The organism is Paracoccus sp. 22332 (assembly GCF_052045125.1).
Classification (GTDB): Bacteria; Pseudomonadota; Alphaproteobacteria; order Rhodobacterales; family Rhodobacteraceae; genus Paracoccus; species Paracoccus haematequi_A.
This window is the reverse complement of the sequence record NZ_JBQEOI010000006.1, coordinates 101,382-121,730: the sequence shown is the minus strand read 5'-3', so window position 1 is coordinate 121,730 and position 20,349 is coordinate 101,382. Positions and strand designations below refer to the sequence as shown.

The following is a 20,349-nucleotide window of genomic DNA, read 5'->3' as shown; positions in this document are numbered from 1 at the left end:
CCTTCGCAGTTGCGCGAAACACTAGCGATGCCGCAGCGCAGCGCAAGCGGCGCGTCGGCCCGGCTGCAACAAAAGGTTTACGCAAGGTCGTGTTCGCATGATGTTCCCATTTTGCGGTTGCTTTTTGGAACCGCGCCCCTATCTGATGCGCTTGGTCGGCCAGGGACGCAGCATGGAACAGAAGTTCATCGAGGTTCGCGGCGCGCGCGAACACAACCTCAAGGGCGTGGACATGGACATCCCGCGCGACAAGCTGGTGGTCATCACCGGGCTGTCGGGATCGGGCAAGTCCAGCCTGGCCTTCGACACGATCTATGCCGAGGGGCAGCGCCGTTATGTGGAAAGCCTGTCGGCCTATGCCCGGCAGTTCCTGGATATGATGGGCAAGCCCGACGTGGACCATATCAGCGGCCTGTCGCCCGCGATCAGCATCGAACAGAAGACCACGTCGAAGAACCCCCGGTCCACGGTGGGCACGGTCACGGAAATCTATGACTATCTGCGGCTGCTGTTCGCCCGCGCCGGAACTCCCTATTCCCCCGCCACCGGCCTGCCGATCGAGGCGCAGCAGGTCCAGGACATGGTGGACCGGATCATGGAGATGCCCGAGGGCACCCGCGCCTATCTGCTAGCGCCCATCGTCCGGGACCGCAAGGGCGAATACAAGAAGGAGTTCCTGGAGCTTCGCAAGCAGGGTTTCCAGCGGGTCAAGGTGAACGGCCAGTTCCACGAGCTGGACGAGCCGCCCACCTTGGACAAGAAATTCCGCCACGACATCGACGTGGTGGTGGACCGGATCGTCGTTCGCGAGGGGCTGGAGACGCGGCTGGCCGATTCCCTGCGCACCGCCCTGGACCTGGCCGACGGCATCGCCATCGTGGAAACGGCGGGCGATGACCCGGAACGCACCACCTTCAGCGAGAACTTCGCCTGCCCGGTCAGCGGCTTCACCATCCCGGACATCGAGCCGCGCCTGTTCAGCTTCAACGCGCCGCTGGGCGCCTGCCCGGTCTGCGACGGGCTGGGGGCGGAACTGTTCTTCGACGAAAGGCTGGTGGTGCCGGACGCTGCCCTGTCCGTGGACAAGGGTGCCATCGCGCCCTGGGCCAAGTCGAAATCGGCCTATCTGACCCAGACGATCAACGCGCTTGCCAAGCATTACGGCTTTGACAAGAAAACGCCTTGGAAGGATCTGCCCGCCGATGTGCAGCGGATGTTCCTGCACGGCTCGGGGGCCGAGGAGATCGCCTTCCGCTTCGACGATGCCGGGCGGGTCTATAACGTCACCCGCGTGTTCGAGGGCGTGATCCCCAACATGGAACGCCGGTTACGCGAATCCGACAGCGCCTGGGTGCGCGAGGAATTCGAGCGGTATCAGAACAACCGTCCCTGCGGCGCCTGCCACGGCTATCGCCTGAAGCCCGAGGCGCTGGCGGTGAAGATCGCCGGAAACCACATCGGCGAGGTGGTGGAGCTGTCGATCCGCGAGGCTCTGGCCTGGATCGAGGCCGCGCCCAAGCACCTGTCCAGGCAGAAGAACGAGATCGCCGTGGCGATCTTCAAGGAAATCCGCGAACGGCTGGGCTTCCTGGTGAATGTGGGCCTGGATTACCTGACGCTAAGCCGCGCGGCGGGCACGCTGTCGGGTGGGGAAAGCCAGCGGATCCGGCTGGCAAGCCAGATCGGCAGCGGGCTTACGGGCGTGCTGTATGTGCTGGACGAACCCAGCATCGGCCTGCATCAGCGCGACAACGATCGGCTGCTGGACACGCTGAAGGGTCTGCGCGACCAGGGCAATTCGGTCATCGTGGTCGAACATGACGAGGACGCGATCCGCCATGCCGACTACGTTTTCGACATGGGGCCGGGCGCGGGCGTCCATGGCGGCACCGTGGTCAGCCAGGGCACGCCCGAGGAGATCGCCGCCGATCCGGCCAGCCTGACCGGCCAGTACCTGTCGGGCGCGCGGGAAATCGCCGTGCCCGCCCAACGCCGCAAGGGCAACGGCAAGGCGGTCAAGGTCGTCAAGGCCACCGGCAACAACCTCAAGAACGTCACGGCGGAATTCCCGCTGGGCAAGTTCGTCTGCGTCAGCGGCGTCTCGGGCGGCGGCAAGTCCACGCTGACCATCGAGACGCTGTTCAAGACCGCCAGCCTGCGCCTGAACGGCGCGCGCCAGACCCCCGCCCCCTGCGAGACGATCAAGGGGCTGGAGCATCTGGACAAGGTGATCGACATCGACCAGCGGCCCATCGGCCGCACGCCCCGGTCGAACCCCGCGACCTATACCGGCGCCTATACGCCGATCCGCGACTGGTATGCGGGCCTGCCCGAATCCAAGGCGCGCGGCTATAAACCCGGCCGCTTCAGCTTCAACGTCAAGGGCGGGCGTTGCGAGGCTTGCCAGGGCGACGGCGTCATCAAGATCGAGATGCACTTCCTGCCCGATGTCTATGTCACCTGCGAGACTTGCAAGGGCAAGCGCTATAACCGCGAAACGCTGGAGGTGCAGTTCAAGGGCAAGTCCATCGCCGACGTTCTGGACATGACCATCGAAGAAGGGCAGGAATTCTTCAAGGCCGTGCCCTCGATCCGGTCAAAGATGGACGCGCTGATGCAGGTGGGCCTGGGCTATGTGAAGGTCGGCCAGCAGGCCACCACCCTGTCGGGGGGCGAGGCGCAGCGGGTCAAGCTGGCCAAGGAACTGGCCCGCCAGTCCACCGGCAAGACCCTCTATATCCTGGACGAACCGACCACCGGCTTGCATTTCGAGGACGTGCGCAAGCTGCTGGAAGTGCTGCACCACCTGGTCGATGAGGGCAATACGGTGGTGGTGATCGAACACAACCTGGATGTCATCAAGACCGCCGACTGGATCATCGACATCGGGCCGGAAGGCGGCGACGGCGGCGGACGCATCATCGCCGAGGGCACCCCCGAGGACGTCGCCAAGGTTCCCGAAAGCCATACTGGCCGCTATCTGGCGCCGATGCTGAAACCCGCTCGGGTGCGGGCGGCGGAATGACGGTCTAGCGAATTTCTATCCGCCTCACCCTGCATCCTGCCTCGTCGCGCAGGGACATTTCTGCCGGCTGTTCAAAGTCTGCACAAAGGCGGACGCTGTCGGGCGGCACAAGTTCGACGCGATAGGGTGCGGCGGTAAAGGGATCGGCCAAGCGGGGCGTCATCGGGCAAGCCTCGGTCGGGGTCGGATCGACCACGACCTGCCCCGCCTGTTGCGTCTTGCAGTTGAGCAGCGTCTCGATCTGGGCGAGGTCGTTGTCCCGCGTCCGGTCGCGCTTTTCTGCCCGACCCTGCCCCGGCCCGCCTGTGGTGACCAGCCCCGCAGCCAGCACCGTCACGCCAAGCACCGTCAATCCATGAACCGCCCACCGCCTAGCCATCCAGATCCTCGCGGTAGCAAGCGGCGACCAGCAGTCCGGTCAGCGCGACCAAGGCCAGCTTGGCCGCAAGGCGCGGCGTCAGGTCGCCTGAAAGAAACGCATGGACGGCGGCGACCACATCGCCCAGCAACACCAGGGCAGCCGCCAGCACCGTGATCGACGCGAAGACCCGGCGGGCCTGCGACCGGCGCCGGGGATCAGAGCCGATGTCGCGACACGCCATCCGTGCGTCCAGTACCACGAACAGCGGCAGAAAGGCGATAAGGGCGGCAATGGAAAACCGCATCGACCCGCTGTCGCGCAGTCCCCTGTCCACCAAGTCGGGAAAAACTCGGTCTATTACCTGAAACCCCAGTCCTAGGATATGATAGCAGACCAGCACCAAGGCGATCATCAGCAGCGCGTAAAGCATCGCCTCGCGCGCCGAGACATAGGGCCGTGGGCGCGGCACCGGCGGCAGGTCGTCGCCGGGATCCCAGGCGGACAGGGCTTGGTCGATCTCTGGTCCCGTCCAGCCCGCCCCGCCAAGCGCCGCGCGGATTCGCGCCGCGTCATGGCCGGACGCCAACGCCTCGCGCACGAAATCCGAAAGATGATCGACCGTCGCCACCGTGCACGCCCCCTTTTCCGGGCAGGTTCATGCGCTTTGCTCCAGCCTGTCAACGGGGCGGAAAATTTCGCGGGGTTTGGCGATTTTCCTCTTGCACCCCCCGTCGCAGTCCCATAAATCACCGCTCACCGAAGGCGATACGCCATCGGGAACGGATGCGGGCGTAGCTCAGGGGTAGAGCATAACCTTGCCAAGGTTAGGGTCGTGAGTTCGAATCTCATCGCCCGCTCCAAACAAAAAAAGCCGGACCGTCGGGTCCGGCTTTTGTTTTTTCCGGATAAAAAAATTCGCCTTTCGGTTGCAGAATCTGCAATGGGGGTTATGATCGCCCAAAAAGGCTCTGGCCCGATCACCAATGACTCGAAAAAACAACAATAACAGGCCAGAGCTTAAGCAGGCGACCCGGAAACCCCTGACAAAAGCGCAAAAAATACGGCCGACTCATTCCTGAGCGTGCCGTTAACCATCCGGGTCGCGGCATTTTTCGTCGATTATCTTTACACTGTCAAGTTGAGTATGGAGATGGGATGGCCCCGCGCCCTGACCTGCCCCAGCTACTGATTCAGGCCGGGATGGACATCCTGGACGAGGACGGGACCGAAGGGTTGACCCTGCGGCGAATTGCCGCACGGGCAGGCGTGTCCCATGCCGCGCCGGCGCATCATTTCGGCGGGTTGCCGGGGCTGAAGGTCGCGATCGCGACCTGCGGATTCCAGTCCTTCCTGGACCACCTGAATGCCGCGCGCGACGGCGTGTCCGACAGCGATCCGTTTCAGCGCCTTCTGGCCGTGAACCTGGCCTATATCCAGTTCGCATCCTCGCGCAGAGGGTTGTTCCGGCTGATGTTCGACCAGTTGTCCACCCAAGACCCCGAGTTGGGCAAGATCGCGCTTGGCAGCTATTTCGTGCTGAAACAGATGTGCGCGCCCTTCGTCCAGGGACGCCCGGCAGCAGCCCTGGAAACCGCTGTCTGGGGGCTGACGCACGGCTATGCGGCGCTGAACATGGGTCAGCGCCGGCCGTCGAATTCGCGCCTGGAGATCTCTTCATACGAGGTCGCGTTGCGCCTGCTGATCGGCTGATCGGCTGACCGGCTGACCGGCTGACCGGCAGGCGCAATGCGCAGTTTCAGCCGTCCACGCGGATCCGGGCGTTCTGCGGATCATAGGGGCTGTCCTCGGCCACTTCGGCATCCCACAAGTCGCGGAACATGCGGACCTTCAGCCTGGTCCCTGGCGCAGCCAGGTCGGGGCGGACATAGCCCATGCCGATCTGCTTGCCAAAAGCCACCGAATAGCCGCCCGAGGTCAGGCGCCCGACCTTCCGGCCGTCCAGGAAAATCCCCTCGCGCCCCCAGGGATCGGCGTCCTGCGGCCCGTCGATCAGCAGCGTGACGCACATCGACCGGATGCCCTTGGCCTCCATCGCCGCCTTGCCGCGGAAATCCTTGGACAGATCGACGAAACGGTCCAGCCCGGCTTCCAGCGGCGTCGCGTCGCGGCCCAGTTCCGTGCCGAAGGCGCGATAGGATTTTTCCTGCCGCAGCCAGTTCTGCGCCCGCGCGCCCACCAGTTTCATGCCCAGCGGCTCGCCCGCTTCCATCAGCCGGTCGAACAGGTGGTTCTGCATCTCGATCGGGTGGTGCAGTTCCCAGCCAAGCTCGCCCGTATAGGCGACGCGGATGGCGTTCACCGGCACCATGCCCAATTCGATCTGCTTGGCCAACAGCCAGGGGAAGCGCTTGTTCGACAGCGCGGTTTCCGGCTGAGCGTCCCGGATCAGTTTCGCCAGGATGTCGCGGGATGCAGGCCCGGCCAGGGCAAAGACCCCCCACTGGGTCGTCACGTCCTGGATACCGACGTATCCGCCGCCCGCCGCCATGAAGTCCTGCGCGGATTTCACCAGATGGTCGCCGTCATAGGCCGCCCAGGCCCCGGCCGAGACCAGGTAATAGCTGTCCTCGGCTAGGCGGACGATGGTGTATTCGGTCCGCGTCGTGCCCGCATCGGTCAGCGCATAGGTCAGGTTGATGCGGCCGACCTTGGGCAGCTTGTTGGTGGTCAGCCAGTCCAGGAAGGCGGTCGCCCCCGGCCCCTTGACGGTATGCTTGGCGAATGCCGTGGCGTCGATCAGGCCCGCCGCGTTGCGGATCGCCTCGGCCTCCTCCTTGGCATATTGCCACCACCCGCCGCGGCGGAAGCTGCGGCTGGCATGGTCGTCGAAGCCCTCGGGCGCGTAATAGTTCGGGCGTTCCCAGCCGTTCACATGGCCGAACTGCGCGCCCCGCGCCTTCTGCCGGTCATAGGCGGGCGAGGTGCGCAGCGGGCGGCAGGCTTCGCGTTCCTCGTCGGGGTGGTGCAGGATGAAGACGTGCTCATAGGCTTCCTCATTCTTGCGGGCCGCATATTCCGTGGTCATCCAGCCGCCGTAGCGGCGCGGATCCAGGGACGCCATGTCGATCTCGGCCTCGCCCTCGACCATCATCTGCGTCAGATAATGACCGACCCCGCCCGCCGCCGTGATGCCGAAGCTGAAACCCTCGGCCAGCCACATGTTGCGCAACCCCGGCGCCGGACCGACCAGCGGGTTGCCGTCGGGAGTATAGCAGATCGGGCCGTTGAAATCGTCCTTCAGCCCCACCGTCTCGGAACTGGGGATCCGATGGATCATCGACATGTATTCTTCCTCGATCCGTTCCAGATCCAGCGGGAACAGGTCGGCGCGGAAGCTGTCGGGCACGTCATAAAGGAACCGCGCGGGGGCGTTCCTTTCATACGGCCCCAGGATCCAGCCGCCGCGTTCCTCGCGCACATACCATTTCGCGTCGGCATCGCGCAGGACCGGGTGTTCGGGATTGCCCTCGGCGCGCCACCCGACAAGGGCCGGGTCGGGTTCGGTGACGATATACTGGTGCTCGACCGGGATCGCGGGGATCTTGATGCCCAGCAGGCGCGCGGTGCGCTGCGCGTGGTTGCCGGTCGCGGTCACGACATGCTCGGCCCGGATCTCGAAGGTCTCGCCCGAGCCGACCAGGTTGCCGCCCTTTTCCACCAGCTTTTCGCAGGTGACGATCCATTCGCTGCCGGTCCATTTGTAGGCATTGACCTGAATCTTGCGCTCGATCGTGGCCCCGGCCATGCGCGCGCCCTTGGCCATCGCCTGGGTCACGTCGGCGGGGTTGATATAGCCATCGGTCGGGTGAAACAACGCGCCCTTCAAGTCCTCGGTTCGGACCAGGGGCCAGCGGTCCTTGATCTGCCGGGGCGACAGGAATTCATGCTCGATCCCCACCGTCTCGGCGGTGGCGGAATACAGCATGTATTCGTCCATCCGGGCGTCGGTCTGGGCCATGCGCAGGTTGCCGCAGCGCGTGAAGCCCGCGTTCAGGCCGGTCTGGGCTTCCAGTTCGGCATACAGCTTGACCGAATAATCGTGGATATGGGTCGTCGCATAGCCCATGTTGAACAGCGGCAGCAGGCCCGCCGCGTGCCAGGTGGATCCGGCGGTCAGCTCGTCCCGCTCGACCAGCAGGGTTTCCCATCCGACGCGGGCCAGATGCAGGGCGATGCCGCAGCCGACCGCGCCGCCCCCGACGACAAGAACCTTTACATGCGACTTCATCCGCGCGACTCCCTAGGCTTGTTGTTGCCCTGTTACTGCCATGGCGCGCGCCAAACGGTTCGTTAAGCCCGACCTATAATGGCGAAAAGCGACATGCTGCGACGCAGCACTTGTGCGAATCTGTAGCGGTCCCTTAGGGTGCGCGCCACTGGGGGGATGGGGGACCGGATGCAGATATGCCGTGACAGGCAGGCGATGCGCGACTGGCGGCTGGGCCAGGGCCGCGTGGCCCTAGTGCCCACGATGGGCGCGCTGCATGACGGGCATCTGGCCCTGGTCGCGGCGGCGCGGGCCTGGCTTGAGGCGCAGGGGGGCGGCCGGGTCGTGACCTCGATCTTCGTCAATCCCACGCAGTTCGGCCCGAACGAGGATCTGGCGACCTATCCTCGGGACGAGGAAAGCGACCTGGCCCTGCTGCGCAAGGCGGGCTGCGACGCGGTGTTCCTGCCGACCGTCGCCGACATCTATCGTCCCGGCGCGCAGACGGTGGTCGAGGTGACGGGCCTGTCCCGGATGCTGATGGGCCGGTTGCGCCCCGGCCATTTCCGGGGCGTGGCGACGGTGGTGACGAAGCTGTTCAACATCGTCCAGCCCCATGCCGCCGCCTTCGGCGAGAAGGATTACCAGCAGCTTGCCGTGATCAGGCGGATGGTCGCTGATCTGGATGTGCCGGTGCAGATCCTGCCCGTGCCCACCGTGCGCGAAGCCGACGGCCTTGCCATGTCGTCGCGCAACCGCCGCCTGTCGCCTGCGCAGCGCGCCGCCGCCCCTGTGCTGGCCCGCGCCCTGGACCGCGCGGCGCGGATGGTGGCCGAGGGCGCCGGCCTGGCCGCCATCCGCGCGGAACTGCGCCGCATGATCCGCGCCGAACCCCTGGCCGAAATCCGCTCCATCGACATCCGCGATGCCGACGACCTGTCGCGCATCGCCTCCATCCAGCGCCCGGTGGCGATCCTGCTGGCCGTCCGCTTCGGCGACGTGCTGCTGATCGACCAGCGGGTCGCGCATCCGAAAGGCTGAACGATACGATGTCCGCCCAAGCCCCCGTCAAGCGCGTCACCGCCCCCCAGATCCTTGCCCGCAAAGGCGCCACCCCCATCGTCGCGCTGACCGCCTATACCGCGCCGCTGGCGGCCAGGGTGGACCCCCATGCCGACATCATCCTGGTCGGCGACAGCCTGGGCATGGTGGTCCACGGCCTGCCATCCACCATCGGCGTGACGATGGAGATGATGATCCTGCACGGCCAGGCGGTCGTCCGGGGCAGCAGCCGCGCCATGGTGGTGATCGACATGCCCTTCGGCAGCTACGAGGAAAGTCCCCAGCAGGCCTTCCGCAACGCCGCCCGGATCATGGGCGAAACCGGCTGCGGCGCGGTCAAGCTGGAAGGCGGCAGCCGCATGGCGCCGACGATCCGGTTCCTGACGGAACGCGGCATCCCGGTGATGGGCCATGTCGGGCTGACGCCGCAGCAGACGCATACCTTCGGCGGCTTCAAGACCCAAGGGCGCGAAACGGACAGCTGGGCGGGCCATATCCAGGACGCAGCCGACGTGGCCGAAGCCGGGGCCTTCGCCATCGTCGTCGAAGGCGTGGTCGAGGATCTGGCCGACCGCATCACCGAGGCAGTGGCCGCACCCACCATCGGCATCGGCGCCTCGGTCCGCTGCGACGGGCAGATCCTGGTGCTGGACGACATGCTGGGCCTGACCGGCCGGGTGCCCCGCTTCGTCCACAGATTCGCCGATCTGGGCGCGCAGGCGGATCAGGCCATCGCCGATTATGCGGCGGCCGTCCGGGACCGCGGCTTTCCGGGTGACGGGAACGTCTATCACTGACGGATCCCGCGCCGCGCGAGCCTTGGTCGCTAGCCCTCGAAATCCGCCGTGCGCGCCAGTCGCGACAGGGCCAGCGGCACCAGCAGCAACAGCGACAGGCCCAGATAGATCACCGAAAAGCCGGTGCGTTCGGCCAGGAAACCGATGGTTCCGGGCGCCAGCAGGATTCCGGAATAGCCCATCGTCGTCACCACCGACAGCCCCACCCCCTGCGCCAGTCCGGGCAGGTTGCCCGCCGCAGAAAAGGCGATCGGCACCATGTTGGCGATGCCGATCCCGGCCAAGCCAAAGCCGATCAGCGCCAGCGGTGGCGATCCCGCCAGGGCTGCCAGCGCCAGTCCCGCCATGGCGACCACCGTGCTGGCCTGCAACGTCCTGACCGCGCCATGCCGCCGCCGGATGGCGTCCCCCAGGAAGCGCATCACCGCCATGGTCCCCGCGCAGGCGGCGAAACCCCAGCCCGCCAGGGCAAGCGAGGCGCCCATTTCCCGTTGCAGGTAAACCGCCGCCCAATCGAGGATCGCACCCTCGGGGATCATCGAGGCCAGCGCCATCACCCCGATCAGATAGGGCAGCGGCGTGCGCGGCAGACGCAGCGGCTGGTGCGCGTGCCCGCCTTCCGGGCCGTCGCGCAGCAGCCGGGGAAAGGCCAAGGCCAGGATCGCGGCGACGAACCCCGTCACCACGACAGCATGGGCCAGCTCGCCCATCGCCTGGATGCCCAGGCCGCCAGCCCCTGCCCCCACCAGGCCGCCCAGCGACCAGAACCCGTGGCAGGACGACATGATCGCCCGCCGTCGCGCGCGCTCGACCGCCACGGCATTGGCGTTCATCGCCACGTCCATGGCGCCGATCAGCCCGCCGAAGACCAGCACCGCCGCCGCCACCGCCCACACCGTCGGCGCAAGCGAAATCCAGATCAGGCTGGGCGCGAACAGCACCGCCGCCAGCCTGACCGCCCAGGCCGACCCGCGCCGCGCCACCAGGGCGCCAAAGACCGGCATCAGGCAGATCGACCCGACCCCAAGCGACAGGACCAGCAGCCCCGCCACCGATTCGCCGATCCCCAGCCGCGCCATCATCGCAGGCAGCTTCGGGGCCCAGCTTCCGACCACCAGCCCATTCGCAAAGAACAGCGCGGATACTGCCCAACGCGCCCCGATCCCGACAGCAGCCGTCATCCCGATCCCATCTTCTGTGCGAAAATATCCCGGGGGAGTCCCCGGCACGGGGACGGGGGCAGCGCCCCCACCCTTACAGCATCGACGGCACGACCAGATCCGGGGGACGGTGGCCGTCGGCAAAGGTCTTGATGTTGATGATGACCTTCTCGCCCATCTCGGCGCGGCCCTCGACCGTGGCCGATCCCATATGCGGCAGCAGCACCACGTTGGGCAACTCGCGCAGACGGGGGTTGATCTCGTGCCCGTGTTCGAACACGTCCAGGCCCGCGCCCGCGATTTCCTTGGCGCGCAGCATCCGCGTCAGCGCGTTCTCGTCGATCACCTCGCCGCGAGAGGTGTTCACCACCACCGCCGAGGGTTTCAGCAGCTTCAGCCGCCGCGCATTGAGCAGATGGAAGGTCGACGGCGTATGCGGCGCGTTCACGCTGATGATGTCCATCCGCGCCAGCATCTGGTCCAGGCTTTCCCAATAGGTCGCCTGCAATTCGTCCTCGATTTCGGGGCGCAGGCGGCGTCGGTTGTGGTAATGGACCTGCATGCCAAAGACGTTGGCCCGCCGGGCGACAGCCTGGCCGATCCGGCCCATGCCCAGGATCCCCAGGCGGCGCCCGCCGACGCGGCCGCCCAGATGCGCGGTCGGCGCCCATCCGGCCCAGCGGCCCGCCTGCATCTCTGCCATGCCTTCCGGGATGCGCCGGGTGACGCCCAGGATCAGCGCCATCACCATGTCGGCGGTATCCTCGGTCACGACGCCGGGGGTGTTGCTGACCAGGATGCCGCGCTGCCGGGCGGAATGCACGTCGATGTGATCGACACCCGCGCCGTAATTGGCGATCAGCTTCAACCGCTCTCCGGCCTGGGCCAGCATGTTGGCGTCGATATGATCGGTGACGGTCGGCACCAGCACATCCGCCCCGCGCATCGCCGCCGCCAGGTCGTCGCGCGACATCTTGGCGTCGTCCTCGCGCAGCACCACGTCGAACAGTTCCTTCATGCGCGTCTCGACCGCCTCGGGCAGGCGGCGCGTCACGACGACGCGCAGTTTCTGGCGCGAGGGTTGCGGGCTGTGCATGATGGCCTCACTTTCTCGATGTCATGTCGGGGCGGCCTTTCAAACTGGCGCCGCTTTTGGCAAACTGCCCGCGATATGGGGCAGGCACAAGACCCCATCGGGGACGCTGCGCGGCCTCGGCAGAGGGCAGAAAGGGCCGCCGCAAGGCGGTCGGCAGGAACGGACGGGATCATGAGGACAGGCAGGCTTTTCGGTGGCGCGGTGCTGGCTTTCGCAGCATCGGCGGGGCTGGCGCTGGCGCAGACGGCCGTCGTGCCGCAATCGGCCGATGCACGGATCGTCCGCGTCCAGGACCAGGGCCAGGCCGGAACGCGCGGCCCGGTCACGAACCTGCCCGTCCCCCGCTATGTCAGCCTGAAGGGGTCCGAAGGCAATGCCCGCCGCGGCCCCAGCCTGTCGCACCGGATCGACTGGGTGTTCCGCCATGCCGGGATGCCGCTGCGCGTCGTCGCCGAATTCGGCCACTGGCGCCGGGTCGAGGACAAGGACGGCGCCGGCGGCTGGGTCCATTATGCGCTGCTGTCGGGCGTGCGCACCGCGCTTGTGACGCAGGACATGGTGGAACTGCGCAGCCGCCCCAACCCGGACGCCGACATCGTCGCGCGCGCCGAAATGGGCGCCATCGTCCGGCTGGGCGAATGCAACCCCGGCTGGTGCCGCATTTCCGGCGGCGGGCAGCGGGGCTGGGTGCCCAAGACCTCGATCTGGGGCGTGGACCCGGACGAGGTGCGGGACTAGGCCAGCCCGCGTCCGCGCAGCAAGGCGTCCACCCCCGGCATCCGCTGGCGGAAGGCCAGCCACAGTTGATCCGCCGGGGCCGAGCCGCCCTTGGACAGGATCGTCTCCTCCAGCCGCCGCGCGGTCGCCGGATCGAAGATGTCGCCGGTCTCCTGGAAGGCGGCGAAGGCGTCGGCGTCCATCACCTCGGACCACATATAGCTGTAATATCCGCTGGCATAGCTGTCGCCGCTGAAGACATGGCTGAAATGCGGCGTGGCGTGGCGCATCGGGATCGCGGCGGGCGCGGCCAGGTCCGCCAAAGCCCGGCCTTGGGCGGCCAGGGGATCGGCGGGCGGGTCGCCCCGGTGGAAGGCCAGGTCGACAAGCGCGCTTTCCAGGTATTCGGTCGTGGAAAAACCCGCATCCGCCTTGCCCGCCGCCAGCAGCCGGTCGCGCAGGTCGGCGGGCAGCGGTTCCCCGGTTTGGTAATGCCGCGCATGGGCGTCCAGCACGGCGGGCTGTTCCAGCCAGTGTTCGTAAAGCTGGCTGGGCAGTTCCACGAAGTCCTGCGCGACCGAGGTGCCCGAGATCGACGGCCAGGTCACGTCGGACAGGATGTGATGCGTCGCATGGCCGAATTCATGGAACAGCGTGCGGGCGTCGTCCCAGGACAGGAAGGCGGGCGCGCCCGATGCCTCGGGCGGGGTGAAATTGCAGACATTGACGACGATGGGCCGCTGGCCCGCGCCGATCTTGTGCTGAACTTGCAGCGACGAACACCAGGCCCCCGACCGTTTCGAGGGGCGGGCGAAGTAATCGCCCACGAAGATCGCCATCAGCCTGCCGTCACGGGTGATGCGCCAGGCGCGGGCATCGGGCGACCAGAGCGGCGCTTCAAGGGGCTGGAACTCCAGCCGGAACAGGCGGTGCGCGACATCCATCATCGCGCCCAGCATCGCGTCCAGCGTCAGATAGGGCTTGACCTGGTCGGCGTCGAAATCGTGATCCTGCCGCCGCAGCCGTTCGGCGTAATGCCGCCAGTCCCAGGGTTCCAGGGCGCCGTTCACGCCGTCGTCGCGCAGCATGGCGGTCAGCCGGGCTTCGTCCGCAGAAGCGCGGGCGCGGGCGGGTTCCCAGACCTGGCTCAGCAATTCGGCCACACGGTCGGCGCTGCCCGCCATTTCGGGTTCCAGCTTGTAGGCGGCGAAATCGGCATAGCCCAGCAGCCGGGCGCGTTCGTGGCGCAGGGCCAGGATCTCGGCCACCAAGGGCAGGTTGTCGGTCGCGGCGCCGCCCGCGCCCTGCCCTGAGCCGCGCGCGGTCCAGGCCCGGAACGCCACCTCGCGCAGCGCCCGGTCACCCGCATGTTCCAGGAACGGCACGATCAGAGATCGGTTCAGCGTCACGATCTGCCCGTTCAGCCCCCTCGCCTTGGCCGCCGCGCGCAGGGACGCGATCAGCCAGTCGGGCAGCCCCGCCAGCCGGTCGTCGGGGATGGGCAAGACATAATCGCGTTCATCGGCCAGCACGTTCTGGGAAAACTGCGTGGTCAACACGGCCATCCGGGCGCGGATTTCGGCCATGCGGTCGCGCGCCGCGCCGTCAAGCCCGGCGCCGGATCGGGTCAGGCCGCGCAGCGCCAGTTCGGTGATGCGCCGGTCCTCGGGCGGCAGGTGGTCGGCCGTGGCCGCCACCGCCCTGACGCGGGCATAAAGGCGGGGGTCCATGCCGGTCTTGCTGTTATAGGCGGCAAGACGCGGGGCGAAGTCGCGTTGCAGCGCCTCTCTCGCGGGGTTCGAATCGACATTCGCCAGCGTATAGAAGATCGACAGGACGCGGTTCAGCCCGTCCTCGGCCGTTTCCATCGCGGCGACGGTATTGGCGAAGCTGGGCGGTTCGGGGTTGGCGGCGATCGCCTCCATCGCGGCTTCGGCGGCGGCCAGTTCGCGGTCGAAGGCGGGGGCGAAGTCGTCGTCCGCGATCAGATCGAACCGGGGCAATCCCTCGGGGCCGGTCCAGCGGGTCAGTTCGGGGTTCATGGCGCCTCCTTGGTTGCAACGAACCTAAGGGGCAGAGGCGCCGCCTTCCAGACCCGATCCGCAGACCGGGCAATCCGGCCGCCGCGCGGTGCCGATCATGCGGCTTTCGCCGTAAAGCCCGTCGAAGATCAGCATCCGCCCGCGCAGGCCCTGCCCGGCGCCGGTCAGGTGCTTGACCGCCTCCATCGCCATCAGGCTGCCGACGACGCCCGGCAGGGGGCCGATCACGCCGGCCTCGGCGCAGGGCGGGGCAAGGCCGGGCGCGGGGGCGGTGGGGAACAGGCAGGCCAGGCACGGGCCGCCGCGCGCCGGGTCGTAAATCGTGACCTGCCCTTCCCATTGCGCGATGGCCCCGGCGATCAGCGGTACGCCCGCCGCGACGCAGGCGCGGTTGATGGCCTCGCGCGCGGCGAAGCTGTCGGTGCCGTCCAGGACCAGATCGTGTTCGGCAACCAGTTCCACGTCATCCGCCGCGATCCGGCGCGGCAGGGGTGTCGCCTGCACATGCGGGTTCAAGGCGCGCATCGCGGCGGTGGCGGCCTGGGCCTTGCCCTGCCCCTGCTGGTCGCTGCGAAAGATCACCTGGCGTTGCAGGTTGGACAGGCTGACCGTGTCGTCATCGGCCACCGTGATCCGCCCCACACCCGCCGCCGCAAGATACAGGCAGACCGGCGACCCCAGCCCCCCGGCGCCCACCACCAGCACCCGCGCGTCGCGCAAGCGCATCTGGCCCGGCCCGCCGATCTCTCGCAGCACCAGATGGCGGGCATAGCGGTCCAGCTCGGCATCGCTGACCGCAGGCGGCGGGGACGCGGCTTGGTCAACCGGCAGCGCGCGCGCCCGCAGCCAGGACAGTCCCGCGCGATAGGCCAGGATCAGCGCCGCAAGCCCGCCCGCGACCAGCCAGCCGCGCGCCGATCCGCCGAACAGGCCGATCCCGGCCAGATGCGACAGCACGATCCCCACCCAGGCCAGCGCCAGCACCGCCAGCAGCCAGCGGCGCGGCAGGCCGAAGACCCAGCCCCCTGCGGCAATCGCCGCCAGCAGCCAGACCCCCGTCACCGGATCACGCCCCGGTCGAGCCGAAGCCGCCCGCCGCCCGTGCCGTTTCCCGGCTGAAACTGTCCACCACCGTGAAGGGGGGCCGCAGCACCGGGACGAAGATCATCTGCGCGATCCGCTCACCCGGCTGGACGGTGATGGGGGGGCCTCCGGCAAGGTTGCGGTTCCAGGTGCTGATGAGGATTTCGCCGGTATAGTCGGCGTCGATCAGCCCGATCGAATTGCCCAGCACCAGCCCGCGCTTGTGACCCTGCCCCGACCGGGGAAGGATCAGCCCGGCAAAGGAGAAATCGCCGAAGGACAGCGCGATCCCGGCGCTGATCAGCACGGCCGGCGCCTGGGGGGCGATGTCCAGCGGTGCGTCGACGCAGGCGAACAGATCCACCGCCGCCGATCCCGCCGTCTGGTAATCGGGGATCCCCCAGTCGCGAATCCGCGGGTCCAGTATCCTGACTTCCATGACGCCCCCTTTCTTCCGGGTCCGCCATAGCGGATGCGGGTCAGACCTGCCAGCGCGGCTTGCGCTTGTCGAAGAAGGCCGCGATGCCTTCCGGGGCCTCGTCCCCTTCCCAGACGGCGACAAGGCGGTCGATGCTGTCCTCGATCACGGCCTGGTCGATGCGCGGGCCAAGGGCGCGGCATTGCGCCTTGGCCGCCGCCACCGCGCCGGGGGCCGCCAGCAGGAAGGGCGCGACCTCGGCTTCCACCGCCGCGTCCAGATCGCCGGGGGCGACGGCGCGGGCGGCAAGGTTCAGCGCCACCGCCTCGTCCGCGTCAAACAGCCGGGCCGAGAAGAACACCCGCCGGGCCTTGTCCTCTCCCATCCGGGCCAGGACATAGGGGCCGATGGTGGCGGGGATCAGGCCCAGCTTCACCTCGGTCAGGCCGAAGCGCGCGGCATCGGCGGCAATGGCGATGTCGGCCACCGCCATCATGCCCACGCCGCCGCCGAAGGCATTGCCGTGGATCCGTGCGATCAGCGGCTTGGGCAGCAGGTTCAGCGCCGACAGCATCCCCGCCAGCACGCGCGCGCCCGCCCTGCGGGTGTTCGCATCGGCGTCCATCTGCGCGCGCATCCAGGCCAGGTCGCCGCCCGCGCAGAAGCTGGTGCCTTCGCCCGCCAGCACGACGACACGCACCGCCGGATCAGCGCCGAGTTGCGCGGCCGCCTGAGTCAGTTCCTCCATCATTCGCTGCGACAGGGCGTTGTGCTTGTCGGGGCGCGCCAGCCACAGGGTCGCAACCCCCCGCGGGTCCGTGTCGATGCGGATCGTTTCAAACATGGGCCGTCCCCCTGAGGCTGCGGGCGAAGGCGGCGGCCTTGTCGATCATCGCCATGTCGAGCCCATGCACATATCCCCGCGCAGCCAGATGCGCGGCGACCTTTTCCGTGGCGACATTGCCCGCCGCGCCCGGCGCATAGGGGCAGCCGCCCAAGCCCCCCACGGCGGCGTCGAAGACCCGCAGCCCGCGCGCCAGGCTGGCGTCGATATTCTGCAAGGCCCGGCCCGCCGTGTCGTGGTAATGCCCCGCCAGCCGGTCTGCGGGCAGTTCATCAAGCACGGCGGCCAGCATGGCGTCGACGGTCTCGGGGCGGCCCTGGCCGATGGTGTCGCCCAGGCTGATCTCATAGCAGCCCATGTCGCGCAGCGCCGCCGCCACCCGGGCGACATGGGCGGGGGGGGTGGGACCATCGAAGGGGCAGTCCGTCACCACGCTGACATAGCCGCGAACCGGGATGCCGTCATCCCGCGCCGCCGCCGCGACCGGAGCCAGCCGTTCCAGGCTTTCGGCGATGGTGGCGTTCAGGTTGGCGCGGCTGAACCCTTCCGAGGCGCTGGCGAAGATCGCCACCTCGCTGGCGTGCGCGGCCCTGGCGCCCTCATAGCCCTTCATGTTCGGCGTCAGCACGGCATAGCGGACGCCGGGTGCGCGATGGATGCCCGCCATGACCTGCGCCGCGTCGCCCATCTGCGGCACCCATTTCGGGGACACGAAGCTGGTGACTTCTATGCGCCGGAAACCGGCCTGCGACAGCAGGTCGACCAGGGCGATCTTGTCCGCCGCCGGGATCAGGCGCTTTTCGTTCTGGAGGCCGTCGCGCGGCCCCATCTCGAAGATTTCGACGGTGTCAGGCATCGGGAAGCTCGTAGAAATCGCGTTCGTAAAGCTGCGGCTCGCCTTCCTGCGGCAGAGCGCGCTGAAAGGCAGGGCGCCCGGTGCAGCGGTCGGCATAGGCTTGCAGCGCGGGCGTCAGCCGGGTGAAGCGGCCCGCCGTCCAGACCGACCAGCCCACGGCGCAGTCCACGCCCGAAAATCCCTGCCCCATCAGCCAGTCCTGCCCCTCGACCGCCTGTTCCACCAGCCGCAGCGCGCGGGCCAGGCGCGCGGTTTCCAGCTTCATCACGGTCAGCGACCGCGTGGCAGGATCGCGCAACATCAAATGGCTTTGCGTCAGGTTGGCGATATGCTGGCCGATGGTTTCGGCGAAATGCAGCCAGTCGAGCCAGCCCAACCGCCCCTCGGCCCCCGGCGCGCGCCACAGTTGCGGGCCGCGCGTTTCGCACAGGTATTCGACCATGGCGCCGGATTCGTGGATCACGCTGCCGTCGATCTGCAAGGCGGGGGCGCGGCCGACCGGATGGATGGCCGCGTATTCGGCGGCGCGCATGTCCTTGCCGCGCAGGTCCATCACGCGCAGGGTGAAGGGCAGGTCCAATTCGTTCAGCAGCCACAGGATGCGCATCGACCGCGACAGGGGGACGTGCCACAGGATGATCTCGGCCGTGTTGTCCTTGACCGGGCCGCCCCGGGCCGGGGGCGGCGCGTCGGTAGGGGTGGGATCAGGCATCCTCGTCCTCCAGCCGGATCAGGGGGGCGCCGGCTTCGACCTGATCGCCCGCATTGGCCAGCACCTCGGCCACCACGCCGTCGCGGGCGGCGGTCAGGCTGTGTTCCATCTTCATCGCCTCCAGCACGGCCAGCCGGTCGCCCGCCTTCACCGCCTGGCCCGCCTCGACATGGACGGATTTCACCAGCCCCGGCATGGGCGACAGGGTCAGCGCCGCCCCTGCCCCGGCATCCGCCTGCCGGTCCAGCGGATCAAGCGGCGCCAGATGCAGGCTGCCCGCGCCGAAGGTGCTGACGCCCGCCTCATGCGCGGTGATGCGGTGGCGGCAGAGGGCGCCGTCCACCCACCAGCGGTCGCCCTGCCAGCGGACATCAAGCGGCTGACCGTCCAGCGTGACCCGCGCGGCGCCAGGGCCAAGCACCTCCAGCACGGCCTCTCCGCCCTGCCAGGCGACGGTGCGGCGCAGGGGCTGCCACAGGGTCATGCCGCCCTTGACGGCCGGATCGGCCAGCCCCGCAAGCCCGATCACCGCCAGAGCGCGCGCGGCCGCATCGGACCCCGAGGCCGCCACCAGCGCATCCAGATCGCGACCGATCAGGCCGGTATCGACCTGGCCCGCGCGGAATCCCTGATGCCGGGTCAGGGCGATCAGGAAGTCGATATTGGTGACGGTGCCCGCGACCTCGGTATCGACCAGGGCGGCCTCGAGCTTGCCCAGGGCGATGGCGCGGGTCTTGCCCCAGGTGACGACCTTGGCGATCATCGGATCATACCAGGGGCTGATCGTATCGCCCTGCCGGACGCCGGTCTCGTTGCGAGCATCCTCGGCGAATTTCAGATGGGCCAGCCGCCCGGTGGCGGGCAGGAAACCGGCGGGCACGTCCTCGGCATACAGCCGCGCCTCGAAGGCGTGGCCGTGGATGGCCAGATCCTGTTGCCGGGCGGGCAGCCCCTCGCCACTGGCGACGCGCAGCTGCCATTCAACCAGATCGACGCCGGTGATGGCCTCGGTCACGGGGTGTTCGACTTGCAGGCGGGTGTTCATCTCCATGAACCAGAAGCCGTCGGGGCGCAGGCCGCGGCTGCCATCCACGATGAACTCGATGGTGCCCGCGCCGGAATAGCCGATGGCTTCGGCGGCACGGACCGCCGCGTCGCCCATAGCCTGCCGCATCTCGGGGGTCATGCCGGGGGCGGGGGCTTCCTCGATCACCTTCTGGTGGCGGCGTTGCAGGGAACAGTCGCGTTCGAACAGGTGGACGGCGCGGGCGCCGTCGCCGAAGACCTGGACCTCGATATGGCGGGGCTGCTGGATGTATTTCTCGACCAGCACGGCGGGGTTGCCGAAGGCGGTCGCGGCCTCGCCCTGCGCGGATTGCAGAGCGGCGGCGAAATCGGCCGGGCGTTCGACAAGGCGCATTCCCTTGCCGCCGCCGCCCGCCACGGCCTTGATGAGGACGGGATAGCCGATCCGGCCCGCCTGTTCCTCCAGATGGGCGGGATCCTGGTTGTCGCCGTGATAGCCGGGCACCACCGGCACGCCCGCGTCGGCCATCAGCGCCTTGGCCGCGTCCTTCAGCCCCATCTTGCGGATGGCGCTGGCGGACGGACCGATGAAGACCAGCCCCGCCGCCGTCACCGCATCGACGAAATCGGGGTTTTCCGACAGGAAGCCATAGCCCGGATGAATGGCTTGGGCGCCGGTATCCAGCGCCGCGCGGATGATCGCGTCCCCGCGCAGATAGCTGTCCTTTGGCGCGGGTCCGCCGATATGGACAGCCTCGTCCGCCATGGCGACATGGCGGGCGGCGCGGTCGGCGTCGGAAAACACAGCGACCGTGCGCACACCCAGCCTGCGGCAGGTGTCGATGACGCGGCAGGCGATCTCGCCCCGGTTGGCGATCAGGATTTTCTGGAACATGGCGGCACCTGCATGTGGCGGGCCAAG

At 68.0% G+C, this 20,349-nt stretch carries 18 protein-coding genes and 1 tRNA gene; 7 read left to right on the top strand and 12 right to left on the bottom strand.

What is annotated here, in order from left to right:
• The first annotated feature begins 172 nt into the window (after positions 1-172).
• Complete coding sequence (gene uvrA / locus ACTJI6_RS09350) at positions 173-3,025, top strand: excinuclease ABC subunit UvrA (protein ID WP_440800058.1); 2,853 nt, start codon at positions 173-175, stop codon at positions 3,023-3,025.
• 4 nt (positions 3,026-3,029) lie between these two features.
• Here uvrA and ACTJI6_RS09345 read toward each other — a convergent pair whose 3' ends face one another.
• Complete coding sequence (locus ACTJI6_RS09345; RefSeq protein ID WP_440800056.1) at positions 3,030-3,404, bottom strand: hypothetical protein; 375 nt, start codon at positions 3,402-3,404, stop codon at positions 3,030-3,032.
• Positions 3,397-4,014 (bottom strand): DUF5671 domain-containing protein, encoded by a 618-nt coding sequence (locus ACTJI6_RS09340; RefSeq protein WP_440800054.1) that lies wholly within the window; start codon positions 4,012-4,014, stop codon positions 3,397-3,399. The genes ACTJI6_RS09345 and ACTJI6_RS09340 overlap by 8 nt, the downstream gene beginning before the upstream one ends.
• Positions 4,015-4,171: 157 nt before the next feature.
• On the opposite strand from ACTJI6_RS09340, the gene ACTJI6_RS09335 reads away from it, so the two are divergent.
• The 3 genes from ACTJI6_RS09335 (at position 4,172) to ACTJI6_RS09325 (ending at position 5,096) form a co-directional block, all read left to right on the top strand.
• Positions 4,172-4,246: transfer RNA gene (locus ACTJI6_RS09335), tRNA-Gly, on the top strand.
• Positions 4,219-4,392, top strand: coding sequence for a hypothetical protein (locus ACTJI6_RS09330; RefSeq protein ID WP_440800052.1), 174 nt, complete (start codon positions 4,219-4,221; stop codon positions 4,390-4,392). Before ACTJI6_RS09335 ends, ACTJI6_RS09330 begins: the two co-directional genes overlap by 28 nt.
• 149 nt (positions 4,393-4,541) lie before the next feature.
• On the top strand, positions 4,542-5,096 hold the full coding sequence (locus ACTJI6_RS09325) for a TetR/AcrR family transcriptional regulator (protein WP_440800050.1): 555 nt from the start codon (positions 4,542-4,544) through the stop codon (positions 5,094-5,096).
• Positions 5,097-5,142: 46 nt separating this feature from the next.
• Here ACTJI6_RS09325 and ACTJI6_RS09320 read toward each other — a convergent pair whose 3' ends face one another.
• Entirely contained in the window at positions 5,143-7,635 is a 2,493-nt protein-coding gene (locus tag ACTJI6_RS09320; protein ID WP_440800048.1) for a GcvT family protein, read from the bottom strand.
• Between the two features lie 168 nt (positions 7,636-7,803).
• On the opposite strand from ACTJI6_RS09320, the gene panC reads away from it, so the two are divergent.
• Together panC and panB are read left to right on the top strand one after the other, a co-directional pair.
• On the top strand, positions 7,804-8,655 hold the full coding sequence (gene panC, locus ACTJI6_RS09315; RefSeq protein WP_440800046.1) for a pantoate--beta-alanine ligase: 852 nt from the start codon (positions 7,804-7,806) through the stop codon (positions 8,653-8,655).
• An 8-nt stretch (positions 8,656-8,663) separates the two neighbouring features.
• Entirely contained in the window at positions 8,664-9,473 is an 810-nt protein-coding gene (gene panB, locus ACTJI6_RS09310) for a 3-methyl-2-oxobutanoate hydroxymethyltransferase (RefSeq protein ID WP_440800044.1), read from the top strand.
• A gap of 29 nt (positions 9,474-9,502) precedes the next feature.
• Here panB and ACTJI6_RS09305 read toward each other — a convergent pair whose 3' ends face one another.
• Both ACTJI6_RS09305 and ACTJI6_RS09300 read right to left on the bottom strand, forming a co-directional pair.
• The gene (locus ACTJI6_RS09305; RefSeq protein WP_440800042.1) at positions 9,503-10,654 is read right to left on the bottom strand and encodes an MFS transporter; all 1,152 of its coding nucleotides are present in this window, start codon (positions 10,652-10,654) and stop codon (positions 9,503-9,505) included.
• 73 nt (positions 10,655-10,727) lie between these two features.
• Positions 10,728-11,729 carry a 2-hydroxyacid dehydrogenase gene (locus ACTJI6_RS09300; protein WP_440800040.1) on the bottom strand — a complete coding sequence of 334 codons (1,002 nt, stop codon included), beginning with the start codon at positions 11,727-11,729 and terminating at the stop codon, positions 10,728-10,730.
• 171 nt (positions 11,730-11,900) lie between these two features.
• Here ACTJI6_RS09300 and ACTJI6_RS09295 point away from each other — a divergent pair, with 171 nt between their 5' ends.
• On the top strand, positions 11,901-12,467 hold the full coding sequence (locus tag ACTJI6_RS09295; protein ID WP_440800038.1) for an SH3 domain-containing protein: 567 nt from the start codon (positions 11,901-11,903) through the stop codon (positions 12,465-12,467).
• Here ACTJI6_RS09295 and ACTJI6_RS09290 read toward each other — a convergent pair.
• The 7 genes from ACTJI6_RS09290 to ACTJI6_RS09260 are packed head-to-tail and all read right to left on the bottom strand — an operon-like array spanning position 12,464 to position 20,322.
• Complete coding sequence (locus tag ACTJI6_RS09290; protein WP_440800036.1) at positions 12,464-14,488, bottom strand: M3 family metallopeptidase; 2,025 nt, start codon at positions 14,486-14,488, stop codon at positions 12,464-12,466. The genes ACTJI6_RS09295 and ACTJI6_RS09290 overlap by 4 nt on opposite strands.
• Before the next feature lie 24 nt (positions 14,489-14,512).
• Positions 14,513-15,550: a HesA/MoeB/ThiF family protein gene (locus ACTJI6_RS09285; RefSeq protein WP_440800034.1), complete on the bottom strand. Its 1,038-nt coding sequence runs from the start codon at positions 15,548-15,550 to the stop codon at positions 14,513-14,515.
• A gap of 4 nt (positions 15,551-15,554) precedes the next feature.
• Positions 15,555-16,010, bottom strand: coding sequence for a dUTP diphosphatase (dut, locus tag ACTJI6_RS09280; protein WP_440800032.1), 456 nt, complete (start codon positions 16,008-16,010; stop codon positions 15,555-15,557).
• 40 nt (positions 16,011-16,050) lie between these two features.
• The gene (locus ACTJI6_RS09275; protein WP_440800030.1) at positions 16,051-16,833 is read right to left on the bottom strand and encodes a crotonase/enoyl-CoA hydratase family protein; all 783 of its coding nucleotides are present in this window, start codon (positions 16,831-16,833) and stop codon (positions 16,051-16,053) included.
• Positions 16,826-17,689: a hydroxymethylglutaryl-CoA lyase gene (locus ACTJI6_RS09270; RefSeq protein ID WP_440800028.1), complete on the bottom strand. Its 864-nt coding sequence runs from the start codon at positions 17,687-17,689 to the stop codon at positions 16,826-16,828. Before ACTJI6_RS09270 ends, ACTJI6_RS09275 begins: the two co-directional genes overlap by 8 nt.
• Positions 17,682-18,401, bottom strand: a complete 720-nt coding sequence (locus ACTJI6_RS09265) for a glutathione S-transferase family protein (RefSeq protein WP_440800026.1) — start codon at positions 18,399-18,401, stop codon at positions 17,682-17,684. The genes ACTJI6_RS09270 and ACTJI6_RS09265 overlap by 8 nt, the downstream gene beginning before the upstream one ends.
• On the bottom strand, positions 18,394-20,322 hold the full coding sequence (locus ACTJI6_RS09260) for an ATP-binding protein (protein WP_440800024.1): 1,929 nt from the start codon (positions 20,320-20,322) through the stop codon (positions 18,394-18,396). Before ACTJI6_RS09260 ends, ACTJI6_RS09265 begins: the two co-directional genes overlap by 8 nt.
• Positions 20,323-20,349: the final 27 nt, after the last annotated feature.